Consider the following 18,846-nt stretch of genomic DNA (forward strand, 5'->3'; position numbering starts at 1 on the left):
CTTCCCCTCAGGAGAGTTCGGCGCGAGACGCGACGACTTGCACCGAGTTGGACTGCACCGAGAGGAACCCGTCCTCGGCGCTCGCGGTGACCTTCTCACCACTGGGCAGCGTGACGCGGACCTCGCCGCCGGCGAGGATCGCGAGCATGGGCTCGTGACCCGGCAGGATGCCGATCTCGCCTTCGACGGTCTTCGCGACCACCATGGCCGCCTCGCCCGACCAGACTTCCTGGTCGGCCGAGACGACGCTCACGTTGAGGGCGGCCATGCTCAGCCGTTCTCCTTCTGGATGCGGGCCCACTGCTCTTCGACGTCGGAGATGCCACCGACGTTGAAGAAGGCCTGCTCGGCCACGTGGTCGAAGTCACCGCGGGCGATGGCGTCGAACGACTCGATGGTGTCCTTCAGGGGGACGGTCGAGCCCTCGACACCGGTGAACTTCTTCGCCATATAGGTGTTCTGCGAGAGGAACTGCTGGATGCGGCGCGCGCGGGCGACGGTGATCTTGTCCTCTTCCGAGAGCTCGTCGACACCGAGGATCGCGATGATCTCCTGGAGCTCCTTGTTCTTCTGGAGGATCTGCTTGACCGTGGTCGCGACGCGGTAGTGGTCCTCGCCCAGGTAGCGGGGGTCCATGATGCGCGACGTCGAGGTCAGCGGGTCGATCGCGGGGTAGAGACCCTTCGACGCGATCTCGCGCGAGAGCTCGGTCGTCGCGTCGAGGTGCGCGAAGGTGGTCGCCGGCGCCGGGTCGGTGTAGTCGTCGGCGGGGACGTAGATCGCCTGCAGCGAGGTGATCGAGTGACCGCGCGTCGAGGTGATGCGCTCCTGGAGGATGCCCATCTCGTCGGCGAGGTTCGGCTGGTAGCCCACCGCGGAGGGCATGCGGCCGAGCAGCGTCGACACCTCGGAACCCGCCTGGGTGAAGCGGAAGATGTTGTCGATGAAGAGGAGGACGTCCTGCTTCTGCACGTCGCGGAAGTACTCGGCCATGGTGAGGGCCGAGAGGGCGACGCGAAGACGGGTCCCCGGCGGCTCGTCCATCTGGCCGAAGACGAGGGCGGTCTTGTCGAAGACGCCCGCCTCCTCCATCTCGTGGATGAGGTCGTTGCCCTCACGGGTGCGCTCGCCGACACCGGCGAACACCGACACACCACCGTGGTCCTGCGCGACGCGCTGGATCATCTCCTGGATGAGGACGGTCTTGCCGACGCCCGCACCGCCGAAGAGGCCGATCTTTCCACCCTGCACGTACGGCGTGAGGAGGTCGATCGACTTGATGCCGGTCTCGAAGAGCTGCGTCTTCGACTCGAGCTGGTCGAATGCCGGGGGCTTACGGTGGATCGGCCAGCGCTCGGTGACCTCGAGCTGCTCGCCGGGCTCGCCGTTCAGCACCTCGCCGATGACGTTGAAGACCTTGCCCTTGGTGATGTCGCCGACCGGCACCGAGATCGGCGAACCGGTGTCACGCACCTCCTGGCCGCGGACGAGGCCGTCGGTCGGCTTCAGGGCGATCGCACGGACGACGTCGTCACCGAGGTGCTGTGCGACCTCGAGCGTCAGCGTGGAGGTCTCGCCGCCGAGGGAGATCTCGGTCTGCAGTGCGTTGTAGATCTCGGGGATCGAGTCGTGCGGGAACTCGATGTCGACGACGGGGCCGGTGACGCGGGCGATGCGTCCGACAGCGCCGGCGGCACGCTCGGCGACCGGCGCGGTTGCGGTGTCAGTCATTCTGCTCTCTCTTTTCTGAGTTGCTACTTGGCGGCGACGAGCGCGTCCGCGCCGCCCACGATCTCGGAGATCTGCTGCGTGATCTCGGCCTGGCGCGCGTTGTTCGCCAGGCGGGTGTAGTCGGTGATGAGCTTGTCGGCGTTGTCGGAGGCCGACTTCATCGCCTTCTGCGTGGCGGCGTGCTTCGCAGCGGCCGACTGCAGGAGGGCGTTGAAGATGCGGCTCTCGATGTACACCGGTAGCAGCCCGTCGAGCACCGTCTCGACGTCGGGCTCGAACTCGTACAGCGGCTGGACCGTCGCGTCGGGCTCTTCGACGCCCTCGACGACCTCGAGCGGCAGCAGGCGCACGACCGTGGGGGTCTGCGTCATCATGCTCACGAAGGTGTTGTAGACCACGTGGATCTCGTCGACACCGCCGTCGGATGCGTCGCGCAGGAAGGACTCGAGCACCGCGTCGGCGATCTCCTTGGCCAGCTCGAACTCGGGGTTCTCGGAGCTGCCCGTCCACTGCCGCTCGGACCCGCGGTGACGGAACTGGAAGTATCCGACCGCCTTGCGTCCGACGAGGAAGTACACGACCTCCTTGCCCTGCGAGCGGAGGAGCTCGGCGAGCTCCTCCGCCTCGCGCAGGACCTGCGAGTTGAATGCGCCGGCGAGGCCGCGGTCGCTCGTGAGGATCACGATCGCCGCGCGCTCGATCTTCTCGGGCTCGGTCGTCAGCACGTGGTCGACGTTCGAGTACGTCGCCACGGCCGAGACGGCACGGGTGATCGCCCGCGAGTACGGCGTCGAAGCCGACACCCGAGCCTGCGCCTTCTGGATGCGCGAGGCGGCGATGAGCTCCATCGCCTTGGTGATCTTCTTCGTCGTCTGGGCAGACTTGATCTTCTGCCGGTAGACCCGAAGTTGCGCTCCCATGTCTCTCCTGTATCCCTACGTCAGCGGTTCAGTTCGCCGGGTCCGCCTTAGCGGCGACCCTTGACGATCTTTTCCTGGTTGACGTCTTCCGCGGCGATGGCCTCGAACTGCTCCGAGCCGACCGAGGCGAGCGGCTTGCCCTCACCGGTCTGGAACTCGCTCTTGAAGGTCGCGACCGACGACTCGAGCTTCTGGATCGTCTCGTCCTCGAGCTTGTTCGTCGAACGCAGCACCTCGAACACGTCGGTGTTGCGGCGCAGGTAGTCGAGGAACTCGCTCTCGAAGCGCAGGATGTCCTCGACGGGCACCTCGTCGAGGTGGCCCTTCGTGCCGGCCCAGATCGAGACGACCTGGTCTTCGACGGGGTACGGCGAGTACTGCGGCTGCTTGAGGAGCTCGGTCAGACGCGCACCACGTGCCAGCTGACGACGGCTCGCGGCGTCGAGGTCGGATGCGAACATCGCGAAGGCCTCGAGCGAACGGTACTGGGCGAGCTCGAGCTTCAGCGTGCCCGAGACCGACTTGATCGACTTGACCTGCGCGTCGCCACCGACTCGCGAGACCGAGATGCCGACGTCGACGGCCGGACGCTGGTTCGCGTTGAAGAGGTCGGACTGGAGGAAGATCTGGCCGTCGGTGATCGAGATCACGTTGGTCGGGATGTACGCCGAGACGTCGTTCGCCTTCGTCTCGATGATCGGGAGACCCGTCATCGAACCGGCGCCGAGCTCGTCGGAGAGCTTGGCGCAACGCTCGAGCAGACGCGAGTGCAGGTAGAAGACGTCGCCGGGGTACGCCTCGCGTCCCGGCGGACGACGGAGGAGGAGCGACACGGCGCGGTAGGCCTCGGCCTGCTTCGACAGGTCGTCGAAGATGATGAGGACGTGCTTGGAGTCGTACATCCAGTGCTGGCCGATGGCCGAGCCGGTGTACGGCGCGAGGTACTTGAAGCCGGCCGGGTCGGAGGCCGGGGCGGCGACGATGGTGGTGTACTCCATCGCGCCGGCGTCTTCGAGGGCGCCCTTCACCGAAGCGATGGTCGAGCCCTTCTGGCCGATCGCGACGTAGATGCAGCGAACCTGCTTGTTGACGTCGCCCGACTCCCAGTTGGCCTTCTGGTTGATGATCGTGTCGATCGCGATGGCCGTCTTGCCGGTCTGGCGGTCGCCGATGATGAGCTGGCGCTGGCCGCGGCCGACGGGGATCATCGCGTCGATGGCCTTGATGCCGGTCTGGAGCGGCTCGTGCACCGACTTGCGCTGCATGACGCCGGGCGCCTGCAGCTCGAGGGCACGACGGCCTTCGATGCCGGTGATCTCGCCGAGGCCGTCGATCGGGTTGCCGAGCGGGTCGACGACGCGGCCGAGGTAGCCCTCGCCGACGGGGACGGAGAGGACCTCGCCCGTGCGGGTCACCTCCATGCCCTCTTCGATGCCGGTGAACTCGCCGAGCACGACGACGCCGATCTCGTCTTCGTCGAGGTTCTGCGCGAGGCCGAGCGTGCCGTCCGCGAAGCGGACGAGCTCGTTCGCCATGACGGAGGGCAGGCCCCCGACGTGGGCGATGCCGTCGCCGGCGTCGGTGACGTAGCCGACTTCGGTCTTCTGCGCCTGGCCCGGCTCGTACGACGAGACGAACTCCGAGAGAGCCGAACGGATCTCGTCGGGGCTGATGGAGAGTTCTGCCATTGCCATTTCCTTTTCTGGGCCGAGCCTCATGGGCGCCGGATGCAGTGTGTTTGTCTGGCGGCGCTGGACGCCGGTCGTGATGTCAACCGGCGTCAGCCGGCAAGCTTCTGCCGCAGCGAGCTGAGGCGGCTGGCGACGCTGCCGTCGATGACGTCGTCGCCGATCTGAACGCGGACCCCGCCGAGGAGGGCGGGATCGACGATCGTGTCGAATCGGATGGGTCGGCCGGACTGGGCCTGAAGGCCCTGCTCGAGCCGGGCGAGCTGCTCAGTCGAGAGCGGTGCTGCCGAGGTGACGGTCGCGATGTCGAAGCCGCGCTGGTCGGCGACGACGGTGGCCGCGTGCCGGAGTGCTTCGCCGATGCGGCGGCCGCGGGGCTGCTGCACGAGGTTCTGCACGATCGCCACGGTCTGCGGGGAGGCCTTGCCGCCGAGCAGACGGTCGACGAGCTTCGACTTGACGTCGACCGCGCTGAGCTTCGAACCGAGCGCGAGCTCGAGTTCGGAGTCGGTCGCGACCGCACGGTCGAAGGCGAAGAGCTCGGCGTCGATGTCGACGCCCTCCGCTGCCGAGTCGGCCGCGATGCGGTAACCCAGCTCCTCGATGCCGGCGAGGAAGTCCCCGCCGCTCGACCAACGGCTCGACGCGGCGGTCACGACCAGCGACACCGCCGCAGCCGGCAGCTGCGCACCGAAGACGCGCTCGACGAGCGCGCGCTTCTGCGTGGCATCCGCTTCGGCGTCCGTGAGCGCCGTGCGCAGCTGCGACGACGACCCGATCACCCGACCGGCGGCGAGGAGACCCTCGGCGACGGCAAGGTCGGCCCGGCCGAGCTCGGCGAGCGCAGCCCGCGACCCGGCCAGGGCCTCTCTCGTAGCGCTACCCATGGGTTACTTCTTCCCTCCGGCGGTGGCCTCGGAGGCCTCCAGGTCGGCGAGGAAACGGTCGACGACGGCGGTCGCCTTGGCGTCGTCGGAGAGCGACTCGCCGATCACGCCGGAGGCGAGGTCGATGGCGAGGGTGCCCACCTCGGAGCGGAGCGAGACGAGCGCGGTCTGGCGCTCGGCCTCGATCTGCGCCTGCGCGCTCGCGGTGACGCGAGCGGCCTCGGCGGTCGCGGTGTCCTTCGCCTCGGCGACGATCTTCTTGCCGTCCTCGCGAGCCGTCTCGCGGATGCGACCGGCCTCGGTGCGGGCGTCGGCGAGCTGCGCCGTGTACTCCTCGAGGGCGGCCTCGGCCTTGCGCTGGGCCTCGTCGGCCTTCGCGATGTTGCCCTCGATCGCCTCAGCACGCTCGTCGAGCAGCTTCTGGACGCGCGGGAGCACGTACTTCCAGAAGAAGACGAGGATGATGATGAAGCAGACCGACGACCAGATGATGTCGTACCACTCCGGAATCACCGGGCTGTGCGTCTCGCCACCCTCGGTTGCAGCGCTCAGTACTGCATGAAGCACGTTGGCCTCCTCAGTTGCGGCGGGTGGATCAGACGAAGATGAAGTAGGTCGCGATACCGATGAAGGCGAGCGCCTCGGTGAAGGCGATACCGATCCACATCAGGACCTGGAGGCGGCCGGCCAGCTCGGGCTGGCGGGCGACGCCCTCGATCGTCTTGCCGACGACGATGCCGACGCCGATGGCCGGGCCGATCGCCGCGAGGCCGTAGCCGACCGTCGCGATGTTGCCGTTGATCTCAGCGAGAACGGTGGTTGCGTCCACGTTGGGTTTCCTTTCCTAGGGAATGTTCTGGGCGGGTGCCCGGGCTCAGTGCTCTTCTGCGACCGCGAGCTGGATGTAGACCGCGGTGAGAAGTGCGAAGACGTAGGCCTGCAGGACGGCGACGAGGACCTCGAACAGCGTGAACGCGAGTCCGAAGGCCAGGGTGCCGGCGCCGACGACGGTCCACCAGCCGCTGAGCTGGAAGACGAAGAACTGCGTGGCTGCGAAGAAGAGCACGAGCAGGAGGTGACCGACGATCATGTTCATCATGAGTCGCAGGGTCAGCGTGATGGGCCGGATGATGAAGGTCGAGATGAACTCGATCGGCGTGACGATGATGTACACCGGCCACGGCACGCCCGCGGGGAACAGCGAGTTCTTGAAGAAGTTCTTGGGGCTCTTCTTGACGCCCGCGTAGATGAACGTGATGTACGCGACGATCGCGAGCACGAGCGGCACGCCGATGACGGAGGTGCCGGCGATGTTCAGGAAGGGGATGACGCCCGTCAGGTTCATGAACAGGATCATGAAGAACATCGTCGTGAGGATCGGCAGGAACCGCTTGCCGTCCTTCTTGCCGAGCAGGTCGTCGGCGATGTTCACGCGCACCATGTCGAGACCCATCTCGACGAGGCTCTGGAAGCGGCCGGGGACGACCTTCATCCGCCGCGTGGCGAGCCAGAAGACCAGGAAGAGCGCGATGACCGCGACCCAGCGCACCAGGATGATGCGGTTGATCTCGAAGGGGGTGTCTTCGAAGAGCAGCGGCCCGGGGAAGAATTCGTCGATCGACGGACCGTGGAACTCACCGTCTTCGGTGGCAGTCGGAACCAGCAGGTTCAGAGCGTGTGCTAGCAGCGCTTTCTCCTGTTTCGGGGCGTGGAGCTCGGCTCTCGCGACGACGAACATGGGCCTCGGTTCGCCCATGCGTGATGAGGGCAGAACCGTGGGGGGATCGGGAATACTCTAGCAAGACTTCTACGAGCAGACGAATTCAGAATCGAGTTCAGTCGCCGTCGGGTGCTTTCGGCAGCTCGACGTCGCTCGCATAGGGCAGCCGCGACTTCGCGACGACGAGGACGTCGACCACGAGCGAGGCCAGAACGCCGGCCACGAGGCTGAGGAACAGCACGGTCGTGTCGAGCCACGCGGCATCCCGGAGGAGCACGACGAGCACGATGAAGACGATGAACTTCAGGAGCCATCCGCCGAGCACGATGCCGAAGAACGCGCCCACGAAGAGGTCGCTGCCCGAGAAGCGGTTGGCGAGGAGGATGCTCGCCGCCGTGATGCCCATGAACACCACCGCCATCGTGGTGCCGATGAGGGCGCCCCAGAGGCCGGGGAGCCCCGCGAAGACGAGGCCGAGCACCGCGCTCACCACGAGGATCACGGCGGCGAGCACGCCGCCCCAGAGGAGGGCGCGGCGGAGCACCGGGTTCGAGGTCGGCGTGCGGTCGGCGGGCTGTGCGGGACGTGCGTCGGTCATCATGCTCCAGTCGGGGGTCGCCCGATTCTACCGAGCCGGACCTTCGAGTTCGTCGGCCGCGACGGGGGTGGCGCTCGGGCGCTCCTCGGCGGCGATCGTGAGGCGCTTTCGGCGACCGAGCGGCGCGAGCGTGATCACGGCGCAGACGAGGAAGCCGACGCCGAGGAAGACGAAGGCCCAGGCACTGTCGACGCCGAAGTACGTCGGGAGCACGTAGGTGAGCAGGCACCCGACGCTGGCGACGGCCGTCCACCCGTAGAGGATGAGCACGGCGTTCAGGTGCGAGTGCCCCATGTCGAGCAGGCGGTGGTGCAGGTGCTTCCGATCGGCGGCGAAGGGCGACTTGCCCGCACTGAGGCGCCGCACGACCGCGAGCCCGAAGTCGAGCAGCGGGATCACGAGCACCACGAACGGCAGCAGGATCGGGATGAACGCCGCGAAGAGGTTCTCGAAGCCGACGCTGCCCGGGTTGATCGTGCCCGTCACCGCGATCGCCGCGGTCGCGGTCAGCAGGCCGATGAGCAGGGCGCCTGCGTCGCCCATGAAGAGCTTCGCCGGGTGCCAGTTCAGCGGCAGGAAGCCCGCGCAGGCGCCGACCACGATGACGGCGAGCAGCGACGCGAGGTTGAAGTAGTTGAGCGGCGAGGTCTGCTGCACGAGCAGGTACGTGTAGAGGAAGAAGACGCCGTTGGCGATGAGCGAGACGCCCGCGACGAGCCCGTCGAGCCCGTCGATGAAGTTCACCGCGTTCATCACGAGCACGATGACGAAGACCGTGAGCGTCGCGCTCAGCCACGACGGGATGAGCGTGATGCCGGCGATCGGCAGCGACACGATCGTGACGCCCTGCCAGGCGATGAGCCCGCCGGCGATGAACTGGCCCGCGAGCTTCGTCGTCCAGTCGAGGTCCCAGATGTCGTCGGCGACGCCCATCGCGACGATGAGGAGCGCCGCTCCCAGGATCGCGAGGATCTGCCCCGGGTTCTCGAAGATGATCGAGACGTTCGAGAACCGCGACACCCCGAGGCTCGACACGAAGGCCGCAGCCCCGATCGCGACGACGATGCCGACGAACATCGCGATGCCGCCGAGCCGCGGCGTCGGCCGGGTGTGCACGTCGCGCTCGCGGATCTTCGGGTAGAGCCGGTACTTCAGGCTGAGCTTCCAGACGACGATCGAGCCGCCGAAGGTGACGAGCGCGGCCAGCAGCGCGAGCGAGAGGAAGAGGGTCATGAGGCGGCGGTGCCCGCCTCATCGGCGCGGTCGACGGGGTCGGATGCCTCGGGCGCGCCTGCGTCCACCGCATCGGATGTCTCGGGCGCGCCTGGTTCGGACGAGTCATCGGCGACGGGCGGGGCGATCTCGGCCGGCTCGGCGGTCGCGTCGCCGCCCTCGGGCTCCAGCAGGTCTTCACCGACGACCGCGGCGATGCGCTCGCGCGAGATGACCCCGGCGCGCACGATGCGGAGCACTCCCCCGTGCTCGCCGAGCCCCGTGGCATCCACGATCGTCGAGGAGGTGTCGCCCGGGCGCTCGCCGATCGCCTCGTAACCCGAGCCGGCCTCGCCGCCGTCGAGGTAGACGGCGATCGACTCGCCGAGCATCTCCTCGGCCGCCGCGGCGGTCGTCGCGCTCGGCAGTCCCGAGAGGTTCGCCGAGGAGACCGCGAGCGGGCCCGTCTCGGAGAGCAGTTCGAGCGCGATCGGGTTCGCGGGCATCCGCAATGCGACCGTTCCGCGGGTCTCGCCGAGGTCCCACTGGAGCGAGGGCTGCGCACGGAGGATGACCGTCAGCCCGCCCGGCCAGAACTCGCCGACGAGGTCGCGCACGACGGGCGGCACCTCGCTCGCGAGGGCGTCGAGCGTCGGCAGCCCGGGGATCAGCACGGGCGGCGGCGAGGTGCGCTCGCGGCCCTTCGCTTCGAGCAGCCTCGCGACGGCCTTCGCGTCGAAGGCGTCGGCCGCGACGCCGTAGACCGTGTCGGTCGGGATGACGACGAGTTCGCCGCGTCCGATCGCGCCGCGGGCGAGTCGCATGCCGGTGAGCAACTGGGAGTCGACCGAGCAGTCGTAGATGGCAGTCATGACCTGCCGATTCTAGACCAGCGCGGCCGGACGATCGGATGCCCCGGGCGGCGTACCGCCCGGGGCATCCGGGTTAGATGCGGGCTCGCTCAGCGACGACCCGCCTTGCGACGGAACAGCCACGCGCCCCAGACGGCCGCGACGGCGATGATGGCGACGCACCAGCCGACCGCCCACCAGGCCGAGTCGCCCATGGGCGTGCCGAGCAGGAGCGACCGGATCGTCTCGATCACCGGGGTGATCGGCTGGTTCTCCGCGATCCACTGCAGCCACTCGGGCATGGTGTCGACCGGCACGAAGGCGCTCGACAGGTACGGCAGGAACAGCAGGATGAAGCCGTAGCCGCTCGCCGCCTCCGGCGTCGAGGCCGCGAGCCCGATCGCGGCGAACAGGTAGGTGATCGCGAGGATGTAGAGGGCCACGACGCCGAAGGCGGCGAGCCATTCGAGGGGCGTCGCGTTCGGCGTGAACCCGACGAGGAGGGCGACCCCGATCACCACCGCCGTGGCGACGAGGTTGCGCACGAGGCTCTCGACGACGTGCCCGGTGAGCACCGCGCCGCTGCGCAGCGGCATCGTGCGGAATCGGTCGATGATGCCCGTGGTCATGTCGCGCGACACCGAGATCGCGGTGCCGGAGGCGCCGAATCCCGCGCACAGCAGGATGATGCCGGGCACGACGTAGTCGACGTAGCCGCCCGAGGGGTCGATCGCGTTGCCGAAGATGAACGTGAACAGCAGCATGAGCATCGTCGGCAGGACGACCGCCATGAGCAGGGCCTCGACGTCGCGCACGGAGTGGATGAGGCTGCGGCCGATGAAGACGCGCTCGGCCGCCACGCCGCGCAGTCGGGGCCGGCGGGCGGGGGCGGTTGCGGTTGCGGTGGTCATGTCGCCTCCACGAGTTCGGGGGTGGATGCCTCGGCGCCGGCCGTGATCGCGAGGAACACGTCGTCGAGGCTCGGACGGCGGATGGAGACCTGCACCCCGTCGCCGCCGACGGCGGCCCGGTCGAGCTCGTCGATCGCGGCGCGCAGGCCGTGCACGGTGCCGTCGGTCGGGATCTCGCGGACGAGCGCGCCGTCGGCGTCGCGCAGTTCGACGACGTCGCCGCCCACCCTGGCCTTGAGCTCGTCGGCGGTGCCCTCGGCGGCGATGCGCCCGCGGTCGAGCACGGCGATGCGGTCGGCGAGCCGATCCGCCTCCTCGAGGTACTGGGTGGTGAGGAACACCGTGGTGCCCGCGTCGGCGAGCGTGCGGATGACGGTCCAGAGCTCCTGCCGGCTGCGGGTGTCGAGCCCGGTCGTCGGCTCGTCGAGGAAGAGGACGGGCACGTCGACGACGAGGCTGAGCGCGAGGTCGAGCCTGCGGCGCATGCCGCCCGAGTAGGTGCCGACCCGGCGGCCGGCCGCCGCCTCGAGGTCGAAGCGCCGCAGCAGCTCGTCGGCGCGCGCCTTCGCGTGGCGGCGGGTGAGCCCCGAGAGCCGGCCCATCATGACGAGGTTCTCGGTGGCGGTGAGGACCTCGTCGACGGCGGCCGACTGACCGGTGAGCGCGATGCGCTGCTGCACCTCCCCTGGGTGGTCGACGACGTCGTGCCCGGCCACGCGGGCGGTGCCCGCATCGGGGACGACGAGCGTCGTGAGGATGTTGATCGTCGTGGTCTTGCCCGCACCGTTCGGCCCGAGGAGGGCGAAGACGCTCCCCTGCGGCACGGCGAGGTCGAGCCCCGCGAGTACCTCGGTCCGGCCGAACTGCTTGCGGAGGCCGCGGACGTCGATGGCGAGTTCCATCGGTCGTGCTCCGTTCGTCTCGCGTCCGCGCCGCCGGCCCTTCGGCCGGTGTATGGCGCAAACTGTTTATGTGATGCACTGTTGTTTAAGTAATACACAGTTCTAGACTGTGGTCAAGCCCACCGAACGAACTGGAGCCCGATGAGCGACGAGCGAGCCGACCCCGAACTCCCCCGCGGCGTCGCGCTGGCCTGGGGCGTCGCCGCCCACCCCCAGCGCGGGCCCAAGCGCGAGCTCTCGATCGAGCGCATCGTCGATGCGGCGATGGAGATCGCCGACGCCGAGGGGCTCGGCGCCGTCTCGATGAGCCGCGTCGCGGCATCCCTCGGATTCACGACGATGTCGCTCTACCGCTACGTCACGAGCAAGGACGACCTGATCCTGCTCATGCAGGAGGGCGCGGTCGAGCCGCCCGTGCCCGACGAGTCCGTCGAGCGCGGCTGGCGCGAGGGCGTCACCGCCTGGGTGCTCGCCATGCGCGCGGCGTACCACGAGCACCCGTGGCTCGTCGACATCCCGATCTCGGGAGCCCCGATCACGCCGAACAGCCTGCTCATCGTCGACTGGTTCCTCCGCGAGGTGCGCGAGCTGCCGCTGAGCGACGGCGAGAAGATGTCGGCGCTGCTCCTGCTCACCAGCTACGCCCGTGCGACGAGCGCGCAGGACCGCGACCTCCGGGCGGCCGCCCTCGCCGCCGACGACCCGGCCGACGTCACCGGGGAGAGCGCCTTCGTCGCGCTGACCGAGCTCGTCACGCCCGAGCGCTTCCCGTACCTCAGCCCGCTGCTCGCCGCCGGCGGCTACGTCGCCGAACCCGGCACGCACCCGGGCGACACCGACGACGACTTCTCCTTCGGGCTCCTCCGCATCCTCGACGGCATCGAGCACCACGTCGACCGCCTCGGCGGCACCTCGTCACCCGCCGCGCCCGAGCCGCTCGCCGAGCTGCCGGCGCAGCTCGACCTTCCCCGCGACCCGCGGGTCCGCGAGGCGGCGAAGGCGCGGCGCGAGGCCGAGAAGGCCGTGCGCGAGGCGCAGAAGGCGCTGCGGGAGGCCCAGAAGCGCGAGCGCGAGTCGATCAAGCACGCCCTCGAGCGCGAGAAGCACGAGAAGAGGAAGTAGCTCCGCCTCAGCGCAGCGCGGTCGTCGCCCGATCGCGCCCGGTGAGGTCGCGGTGATGCGAGATCGCGCGCCAGCCGTCGGCGGCGAGCAGTGCCGCGATGTCGGCGGACTGCGCCTCGCCGTGCTCGATCACGAGGAGGCCGCCCGGCACCAGGAGCGCTCGCGCGCGCTGCGAGAGCGCCCGCACCACGTCGAGGCCGTCCGCCCCGCCGTAGAGGGCCCGCTCGGGGTCGTAGAGCCGCACCTCGGGGTCGCGGGGAATCGCGCCCAGCGGGATGTACGGCGGGTTCGAGACGACGACCGACACCCGTCCGTCGAGTTCGGGCAGCGCCGTCGCGAGGTCGCCGAAGACGAGCTCGAGGTTCGGGGCCCCGACCTCCTCCACGTTGCGACGCGTCCAGGGGAACGCCTCGGGCGAGTTCTCGACCGCCCACACCTTCGCGTGCGGCACCTCGGTCGCGAGGGCCAGCGCGATCGCGCCGCTGCCCGAACCGAGGTCGATGCCGATCGGCTCGGCGTCGGCCACCGCGCGCAGCGCGTCGATGCCGATCTGGGCGACGCCCTCGGTCTCGGGGCGCGGCACGAACACGCCCGGCCCCACCGCGAGCTCGAGCGAACGGAACGCGGCCCGACCCGTGAGGTGCTGGAGGGGCTCGCGCCGGGCGCGACGCTCGGCGAGCGAGGCCAGCGCCGCGGCATCCTCGGCGGAGAAGCCCCCGCCGATCACGAGCCGCGCCTGCACGCCGCCGCGGCTGAGGCCGAGCACGTGCCCGATGAGGAGTTCGGCGTCGACCTCGGGGTCGGGGACCCCCGCCTCGGCGAGCGTCCTCACGAGCTCGTCGCGCACCTCGCGCAGCGGTCGGGCGGCCTGGTCCTCTGGTGCATCCACGCAATGGAATGTAACGCACCCCCACCGCTCCGGCCGCCCCAATAGGCTGATGAGGCCCGCACCGCCCCTCCAGAAAGGCCTGCCCATGGCTCAGATCTACGACAACATCACGCAGGCCTTCGGCCGCACCCCGCTCGTGCGCCTGAACCGCCTCACCGAGGGCGCGGGCGCGACCGTGCTCGCGAAGCTCGAGTTCTACAACCCCTCCGCGAGCGTGAAGGACCGCCTCGGCGTCGGCATCGTCGACGCCGCCGAGGCCTCGGGCGCACTCCAGCCCGGCGGCACCATCGTCGAGGGCACGAGCGGCAACACGGGCATCGCCCTCGCCCTCATCGGGGCGGCGCGCGGCTACAAGGTCATCCTCGCGATGCCCGAGACCATGTCGAAGGAGCGCAAGTCGCTGCTGAAGGCCTACGGCGCCGAGCTCGTGCTCACTCCCGGCTCCGAGGGCATGAAGGGCGCAGTCGCCAAGGCCGAGGAGATCGCCGCGGCGACCCCCGGCGCGATCCTCGCCCGCCAGTTCGAGAACGAGGCGAATGTCGAGATCCACCGCCGCACCACCGCCGAAGAGGTGTGGAACGACACCGACGGCGGCGTCGACATCTTCGTGTCGGGCATCGGCACCGGCGGCACCCTCTCCGGCACCGGCCAGGTGCTGAAGGAGCGCAAGCCCGGCGTGAAGATCGTCGGCGTCGAGCCCGCCGAGTCCCCCATCCTCAACGGCGGCGCACCCGGCCCCCACAAGATCCAGGGCATCGGCGCGAACTTCGTCCCCGACATCCTCGACCGCGACGTCTACGACGAGATCATCGACGTGAACATCGACCAGGCCGTCGCCACCGCGCGCCGCCTCGGCACCGAGGAGGGCATCCTCGGCGGCATCTCCTCCGGCGCGACCGTGTACGCCGCACTCGAGCTCGCCAAGCGCCCCGAGAACGACGGCAGGACGATCGTCGTCATCGTCGCGAGCTACGGCGAGCGGTACCTGTCGACCGTCCTGTACGAGGGTCTGCTTGACTGATCAGGTGCCGATCTTCAGACGCCTGAGAGAAGACCTCGCGACCGCCCGTGCGCACGACCCCGCAGCACGGAACGGTCTCGAGGTCTTCCTCGTGTATTCGGGCCTTCACGCCATCTGGGCCTACCGCCTCGCCCATCGGCTGTGGCGGGCCCGGTGGCGGTTCCCCGCACGGGTGATCTCGCAGCTGACGCGATTCCTCACGGGCATCGAGATCCACCCGGGGGCGACCATCGGCCGCCGCTTCTTCATCGACCACGGCATGGGCGTCGTGATCGGCGAGACCGCCGTCATCGGCGACGACGTCATGCTCTACCACGGCGTCACCCTCGGCGGGAAGGCGCCGCGCAACACCCCGCCCGGCACCAAGCGGCACCCGACCCTCGACGACGGCGTCACGGTCGGCGCCGGGGCGAAGATCCTCGGCGACATCACGATCGGCGCCTGGAGCGCCGTCGGCGCCAACGCCGTCGTCACGCGCAGCGCTCCCCCGCACTCCCTCGTCGTCGGCGTGCCCGCGACGGTGCGCCCGCTGTCGCACCAGACCGCCGACGCCGCGCGCGGCGTGCACGACTGGCACATCTGAGCCGTCGTATGACGAGGGGCGGATGACCCGGGGCGCGCCCCGGAGCATCCGCCCCTCGTCGTTTCGCGGTGCGACCCGCGGAGTCAGTCCTCGCGACCGGCGAGCTGCGCCTCCTCGTCGGCCTGGATGGCCGACTCGATGAGCGGGTCGAGCGCGCCGTTCATGACCTGGTCGAGGTTGTACGCCTTGTAGCCCGTGCGGTGGTCGGCGATGCGGTTCTCGGGGAAGTTGTACGTGCGGATGCGCTCCGAGCGGTCCATCGAGCGGATCTGCGACTTGCGGGCGTCGGAGGCCGCCGCGTCGAGCTCCTCCTGCTGGCGCGCGAGGATGCGGGCGCGGAGCACGCGCATCGCCGCCTCGCGGTTCTGCAGCTGCGACTTCTCGTTCTGCATCGAGACCACGATGCCGGTCGGGAGGTGGGTGATGCGCACGGCCGAGTCGGTCGTGTTCACCGACTGGCCGCCCGGGCCCGACGATCGGTAGACGTCGATCTTGAGGTCGTTCTGGTTGATCTCGACTTCTTCGGGCTCGTCGACCTCGGGGAAGACGAGCACGCCCGTCGTCGAGGTGTGGATGCGCCCCTGGGTCTCGGTGACGGGCACGCGCTGCACGCGGTGCACGCCGCCCTCGTACTTGAGGTGCGCCCAGACGCCCTGCGACGGGTCGCTCGCGTTCGACTTGATCGCGACCTGGACGTCCTTGTAGCCGCCGAGGTCGGACTCGTTGCGCTCGAGGAGCTCGGTCTTCCAGCCCTTCGACTGCGCGTACTGGATGTACATGCGCAGGAGGTCGGCGGCGAAGAGGGCGCTCTCCGCGCCGCCCTCGCCGCCCTTGATCTCCATGATCACGTCGCGGCCGTCGTCGGGGTCGCGCGGGATCAGGAGTCGCCGGAGCTTCTCCTGCGCCTGCGCGAGCCCCTCCTCGAGGGCCGGCACCTCCTCGGCGAAGGCCTCGTCCTCCTTCGCGAGCTCACGGGCCGCCGCGAGGTCGTCCTGCGCCTCGTGCCACGCCGTGTTCGCCGCGACGATCCGGCTCAGCTCGGCGTAACGCCGGTTGACCTTCTTCGCGCGCGCCGCGTCGGCGTGCAGCGCCGGGTCCGCGAGCTCCTCCTGGAGCTGCGCGTGCTCGGCGAGCAGCGGTTGGACCGAATCGAACACGGGAGCCTCAGCGGTGGTCGGTCTCGTGCCCGTGCGCGTTGCCGTGGCCGGCGACCGGCATCGACTTCTGCATGAGCATGAGGAACTCGACGTTCGACTGCGTCTCCTTCAGGCGACCGAGCACGGCCTCGAGGGCCGGCTGCTGGTCGAGGCCGGCGAGGGCGCGACGCAGCTTCCAGGTGATCTTCACCTCGTCGGGGCTCAGCAGCATCTCTTCACGACGCGTCGACGAGGCGTTCACGTCGACGGCCGGGAAGATGCGCTTGTCGGCGAGCTGGCGCGAGAGGCGCAGCTCGGAGTTGCCGGTGCCCTTGAACTCCTCGAAGATCACCTCGTCCATCTTCGACCCCGTCTCGACGAGCGCGGTCGCGAGGATGGTCAGCGAGCCGCCGTTCTCGATGTTGCGCGCGGCGCCGAAGAAGCGCTTCGGCGGGTACAGCGCCGAGGCGTCGACACCGCCCGAGAGGATGCGGCCCGACGCGGGCGCGGCCAGGTTGTAGGCGCGGCCGAGGCGGGTGATCGAGTCGAGCAGCACGACGACGTCGTGGCCGAGCTCGACGAGGCGCTTCGCACGCTCGATGGCGAGCTCGGCGACCGTCGTGTGGTCTTCGGCCGGACGGTCGAAGGTCGAGGCGATGACCTCGCCCTTCACCGTGCGCTGCATGTCGGTGACCTCTTCGGGGCGCTCGTCGACGAGCACGACCATGAGGTGGACCTCGGGGTTGTTGATCGAGATGGCGTTCGCGATCTGCTGCAGCACGATCGTCTTGCCCGCCTTCGGGGGCGCGACGATGAGGCCGCGCTGGCCCTTGCCGATGGGCGCGACGAGGTCGATGATTCGCTGCGTGAGCTTCGTCGGCTCGGTCTCGAGGCGCAGGCGCTCCTGCGGGTAGAGGGGCGTCAGCTTCTGGAACTCGACGCGCGCGGCGGCCTCGTCGATCGACTGTCCGTTGACCGAGTCGACCTTGACGAGCGCGTTGTACTTCTGACGGCTGTTCGCCTCGTTGTCGCGCGGCTGCTTGATCGAGCCGACGACGGCGTCGCCCTTGCGCAGGTGGTACTTCTTGACCTGGCCGAGCGAGACGTACACGTCGCTCGGACCGGGCAGGTACCCCGTCGTGCGCACGAACGCGTAGTTGTCGAGCACGTCGAGGATGCCCGCGATCGGGATCAGCACGTCGTCGTCGAGGATCTCGGGCTCGAGCTCGTCGCCGGCACCGCCCTGGCCGCGGCGCTTGCGGTCGCGGTAGCGGCTGCGACGGCCGCCCTCGCCCTCGAGCTGCTGCTGGGCGTCGCGGTTCTGGCCGTCGCGGCCCTGGCCCTGGTTCTGGCCGTCGCGGCCCTGACCCTCGCGGCCCTGACCCTGCCCGTCGCGGCCCTGACCGTCACGACCCTGGCCGTCGCGACCCTGGCCGCCCTGCTTGCCCTTCTCGGCGTCGCCCTGGCGCTCGGAGGACTTGCCGCCCTCGTCGCGCTTGCCGCGCTGCTCGCCGCCCTGGGCGCCGTCGTTCTGGCCGCCCTGGCCGTTCTGGCGGCGGTCGCCGCCCTGCTTCTGCGTGTCGTCGCCGCGCTCACCGCGGTCGTTGCCGCCGCGCTCGCCGCCACGGCGACCGCGGTTGCGGCCGCGACCCTGGCGGGGCTCGTCGGTCTGGGCCTGCTCGCCCTCGCCCTCGGTCGCGGCGGGGCGGGCGCCCTCGCCGGTCGCGGCCGCGAGCTCCTCGCGCACCGCGGCGCGGGCGGCCTCGCGGGCCTCGTCGTCGTTCGCGGGCACGAGGCCGACGCCGGCGCCGCCCGCGTTGACGTGCTGCGCGGCGGCCGTCGTCGCGCTCGTCGCGCGGCGCGGCTGGCGACCGCGACGGGGCGCGGTCTGCTCGGGGGCGGATGCCTCGGGCGCGGGCTGCTCGACGGCAGGCGCCTCGATCGGCGCCGAGTCCGCCGCCGGGGCGGCGGGCGCCTCGACGACGGGAGTCTCGGCGGGCGCCGGGTCGGCCGCGGCCGCCGCGCCGTCGAGGTCGAGCGTCGGGGCGACGTCGCCCGCCTGCTCGGCCTGACGGGCGGAGATCGCCTCGACGAGTTCGCCCTTGCGGAGCTTGGATGCGCCCACGATGCCGAGCGAGACGGCGAGCTCCTGGAGCTCGGCGACCTTGAGGCCGGTGAGAGGGGCGCTGTTCGCCACGCCTGCAGCGTGGTCGGATGCGTTGGTCACTGAGTGTTTTCCTTTCCCCTGGCGCAAGATTTGCGCGGCAGGAGAGCTGATCGCGTCCTCGAGCGAGGTCGGCGCGCGGTGGCGCAGACATGCGCGAGAGCGAAAGCAAGAGATTGCCGGGAATTGCACGATGCGGCCGGGAGCACGAACAGTGCATGTGTCTGCAGTACGTCGCCTGCCGGGTGCGGTGTCAGTCTAACACCGTGCGGCGCTCGACTTCGCCATGCGACGCGCCCTGTGGAGAACGTGGATCCGGGAGTCGCGGAGGCCGGGCTGTCGCCGTTCGCTCGGCGGTCCGGCGCGAAAGGCGGCGTCACTCCGTCCGCTGGGGCTGCCGCCTTTCGCTCCACGGTCTCCCGCAAGTGGCGGCGTCAGCCCGAGCGGTCTCCCGAGGAGGCGTCGCGGCGCGGGGCGCCGCGGACGCTGGGGCTGCCGCCTTTCGCGACGA

Annotated in this window: 19 protein-coding genes; 3 read left to right on the forward strand and 16 right to left on the reverse strand. The window is 69.9% G+C overall.

Annotated features, from left to right (window positions below; genetic code table 11):
• Positions 1–7 precede the first annotated feature (7 nt).
• The 13 genes from ACFVAJ_RS01095 to ACFVAJ_RS01155 all read right to left on the reverse strand — a co-directional run bounded on the left by ACFVAJ_RS01095 (position 8) and on the right by ACFVAJ_RS01155 (position 11,420).
• A complete protein-coding gene (locus tag ACFVAJ_RS01095) occupies positions 8–268 on the reverse strand; it encodes a F0F1 ATP synthase subunit epsilon (protein ID WP_022888432.1) in 261 nt (86 codons plus the stop codon).
• A 2-nt stretch (positions 269–270) separates the two neighbouring features.
• Positions 271–1,731 (reverse strand): F0F1 ATP synthase subunit beta, encoded by a 1,461-nt coding sequence (gene atpD, locus ACFVAJ_RS01100; RefSeq protein WP_376940957.1) that lies wholly within the window; start codon positions 1,729–1,731, stop codon positions 271–273.
• A gap of 23 nt (positions 1,732–1,754) precedes the next feature.
• Positions 1,755–2,651 (reverse strand): F0F1 ATP synthase subunit gamma, encoded by an 897-nt coding sequence (locus ACFVAJ_RS01105; protein ID WP_376940958.1) that lies wholly within the window; start codon positions 2,649–2,651, stop codon positions 1,755–1,757.
• Between the two features lie 47 nt (positions 2,652–2,698).
• Positions 2,699–4,339 carry a F0F1 ATP synthase subunit alpha gene (gene atpA, locus ACFVAJ_RS01110; RefSeq protein ID WP_022888429.1) on the reverse strand — a complete coding sequence of 547 codons (1,641 nt, stop codon included), beginning with the start codon at positions 4,337–4,339 and terminating at the stop codon, positions 2,699–2,701.
• A 92-nt stretch (positions 4,340–4,431) separates the two neighbouring features.
• Positions 4,432–5,226, reverse strand: coding sequence for a F0F1 ATP synthase subunit delta (locus ACFVAJ_RS01115; protein WP_376940959.1), 795 nt, complete (start codon positions 5,224–5,226; stop codon positions 4,432–4,434).
• 3 nt (positions 5,227–5,229) lie between these two features.
• On the reverse strand, positions 5,230–5,793 hold the full coding sequence (locus ACFVAJ_RS01120) for a F0F1 ATP synthase subunit B (RefSeq protein WP_376940960.1): 564 nt from the start codon (positions 5,791–5,793) through the stop codon (positions 5,230–5,232).
• Between the two features lie 28 nt (positions 5,794–5,821).
• Positions 5,822–6,055 carry an ATP synthase F0 subunit C gene (gene atpE, locus ACFVAJ_RS01125; protein WP_022888426.1) on the reverse strand — a complete coding sequence of 78 codons (234 nt, stop codon included), beginning with the start codon at positions 6,053–6,055 and terminating at the stop codon, positions 5,822–5,824.
• 45 nt (positions 6,056–6,100) lie between these two features.
• Positions 6,101–6,898 carry a F0F1 ATP synthase subunit A gene (atpB, locus tag ACFVAJ_RS01130; protein WP_376942448.1) on the reverse strand — a complete coding sequence of 266 codons (798 nt, stop codon included), beginning with the start codon at positions 6,896–6,898 and terminating at the stop codon, positions 6,101–6,103.
• Positions 6,899–7,061: 163 nt separating this feature from the next.
• Positions 7,062–7,544 carry a hypothetical protein gene (locus ACFVAJ_RS01135; protein ID WP_376940961.1) on the reverse strand — a complete coding sequence of 161 codons (483 nt, stop codon included), beginning with the start codon at positions 7,542–7,544 and terminating at the stop codon, positions 7,062–7,064.
• Positions 7,545–7,571: 27 nt separating this feature from the next.
• Positions 7,572–8,777 (reverse strand): MraY family glycosyltransferase, encoded by a 1,206-nt coding sequence (locus ACFVAJ_RS01140; RefSeq protein ID WP_376940962.1) that lies wholly within the window; start codon positions 8,775–8,777, stop codon positions 7,572–7,574.
• Positions 8,774–9,628 (reverse strand): L-threonylcarbamoyladenylate synthase, encoded by an 855-nt coding sequence (locus ACFVAJ_RS01145; RefSeq protein WP_376940963.1) that lies wholly within the window; start codon positions 9,626–9,628, stop codon positions 8,774–8,776. Before ACFVAJ_RS01145 ends, ACFVAJ_RS01140 begins: the two co-directional genes overlap by 4 nt.
• A gap of 89 nt (positions 9,629–9,717) precedes the next feature.
• Entirely contained in the window at positions 9,718–10,518 is an 801-nt protein-coding gene (locus ACFVAJ_RS01150; RefSeq protein WP_376940964.1) for an ABC transporter permease, read from the reverse strand.
• Complete coding sequence (locus ACFVAJ_RS01155; protein WP_376940965.1) at positions 10,515–11,420, reverse strand: ATP-binding cassette domain-containing protein; 906 nt, start codon at positions 11,418–11,420, stop codon at positions 10,515–10,517. The genes ACFVAJ_RS01150 and ACFVAJ_RS01155 overlap by 4 nt, the downstream gene beginning before the upstream one ends.
• 141 nt (positions 11,421–11,561) lie before the next feature.
• On the opposite strand from ACFVAJ_RS01155, the gene ACFVAJ_RS01160 reads away from it, so the two are divergent.
• The gene (locus ACFVAJ_RS01160; RefSeq protein WP_376940966.1) at positions 11,562–12,542 is read left to right on the forward strand and encodes a TetR/AcrR family transcriptional regulator C-terminal domain-containing protein; all 981 of its coding nucleotides are present in this window, start codon (positions 11,562–11,564) and stop codon (positions 12,540–12,542) included.
• Between the two features lie 7 nt (positions 12,543–12,549).
• Here ACFVAJ_RS01160 and prmC read toward each other — a convergent pair whose 3' ends face one another.
• Positions 12,550–13,398 (reverse strand): peptide chain release factor N(5)-glutamine methyltransferase, encoded by an 849-nt coding sequence (gene prmC / locus ACFVAJ_RS01165; protein WP_376942450.1) that lies wholly within the window; start codon positions 13,396–13,398, stop codon positions 12,550–12,552.
• Positions 13,399–13,516: 118 nt separating this feature from the next.
• Here prmC and cysK point away from each other — a divergent pair, with 118 nt between their 5' ends.
• Positions 13,517–14,452 (forward strand): cysteine synthase A, encoded by a 936-nt coding sequence (cysK, locus tag ACFVAJ_RS01170; RefSeq protein ID WP_376940967.1) that lies wholly within the window; start codon positions 13,517–13,519, stop codon positions 14,450–14,452.
• A 4-nt stretch (positions 14,453–14,456) separates the two neighbouring features.
• Positions 14,457–15,035: a serine O-acetyltransferase EpsC gene (epsC, locus tag ACFVAJ_RS01175; RefSeq protein WP_376940968.1), complete on the forward strand. Its 579-nt coding sequence runs from the start codon at positions 14,457–14,459 to the stop codon at positions 15,033–15,035.
• Between the two features lie 83 nt (positions 15,036–15,118).
• On the opposite strand, the gene prfA is transcribed toward epsC, so the two are convergent.
• Complete coding sequence (gene prfA, locus ACFVAJ_RS01180) at positions 15,119–16,192, reverse strand: peptide chain release factor 1 (RefSeq protein WP_376940969.1); 1,074 nt, start codon at positions 16,190–16,192, stop codon at positions 15,119–15,121.
• Between the two features lie 7 nt (positions 16,193–16,199).
• Positions 16,200–18,398: a transcription termination factor Rho gene (gene rho / locus ACFVAJ_RS01185; protein ID WP_376940970.1), complete on the reverse strand. Its 2,199-nt coding sequence runs from the start codon at positions 18,396–18,398 to the stop codon at positions 16,200–16,202.
• Between the last annotated feature and the right edge of the window lie 448 nt (positions 18,399–18,846).

Source organism: Agromyces sp. NPDC057679, from assembly GCF_042799635.1.
Classification (GTDB): Bacteria; Actinomycetota; Actinomycetes; order Actinomycetales; family Microbacteriaceae; genus Agromyces.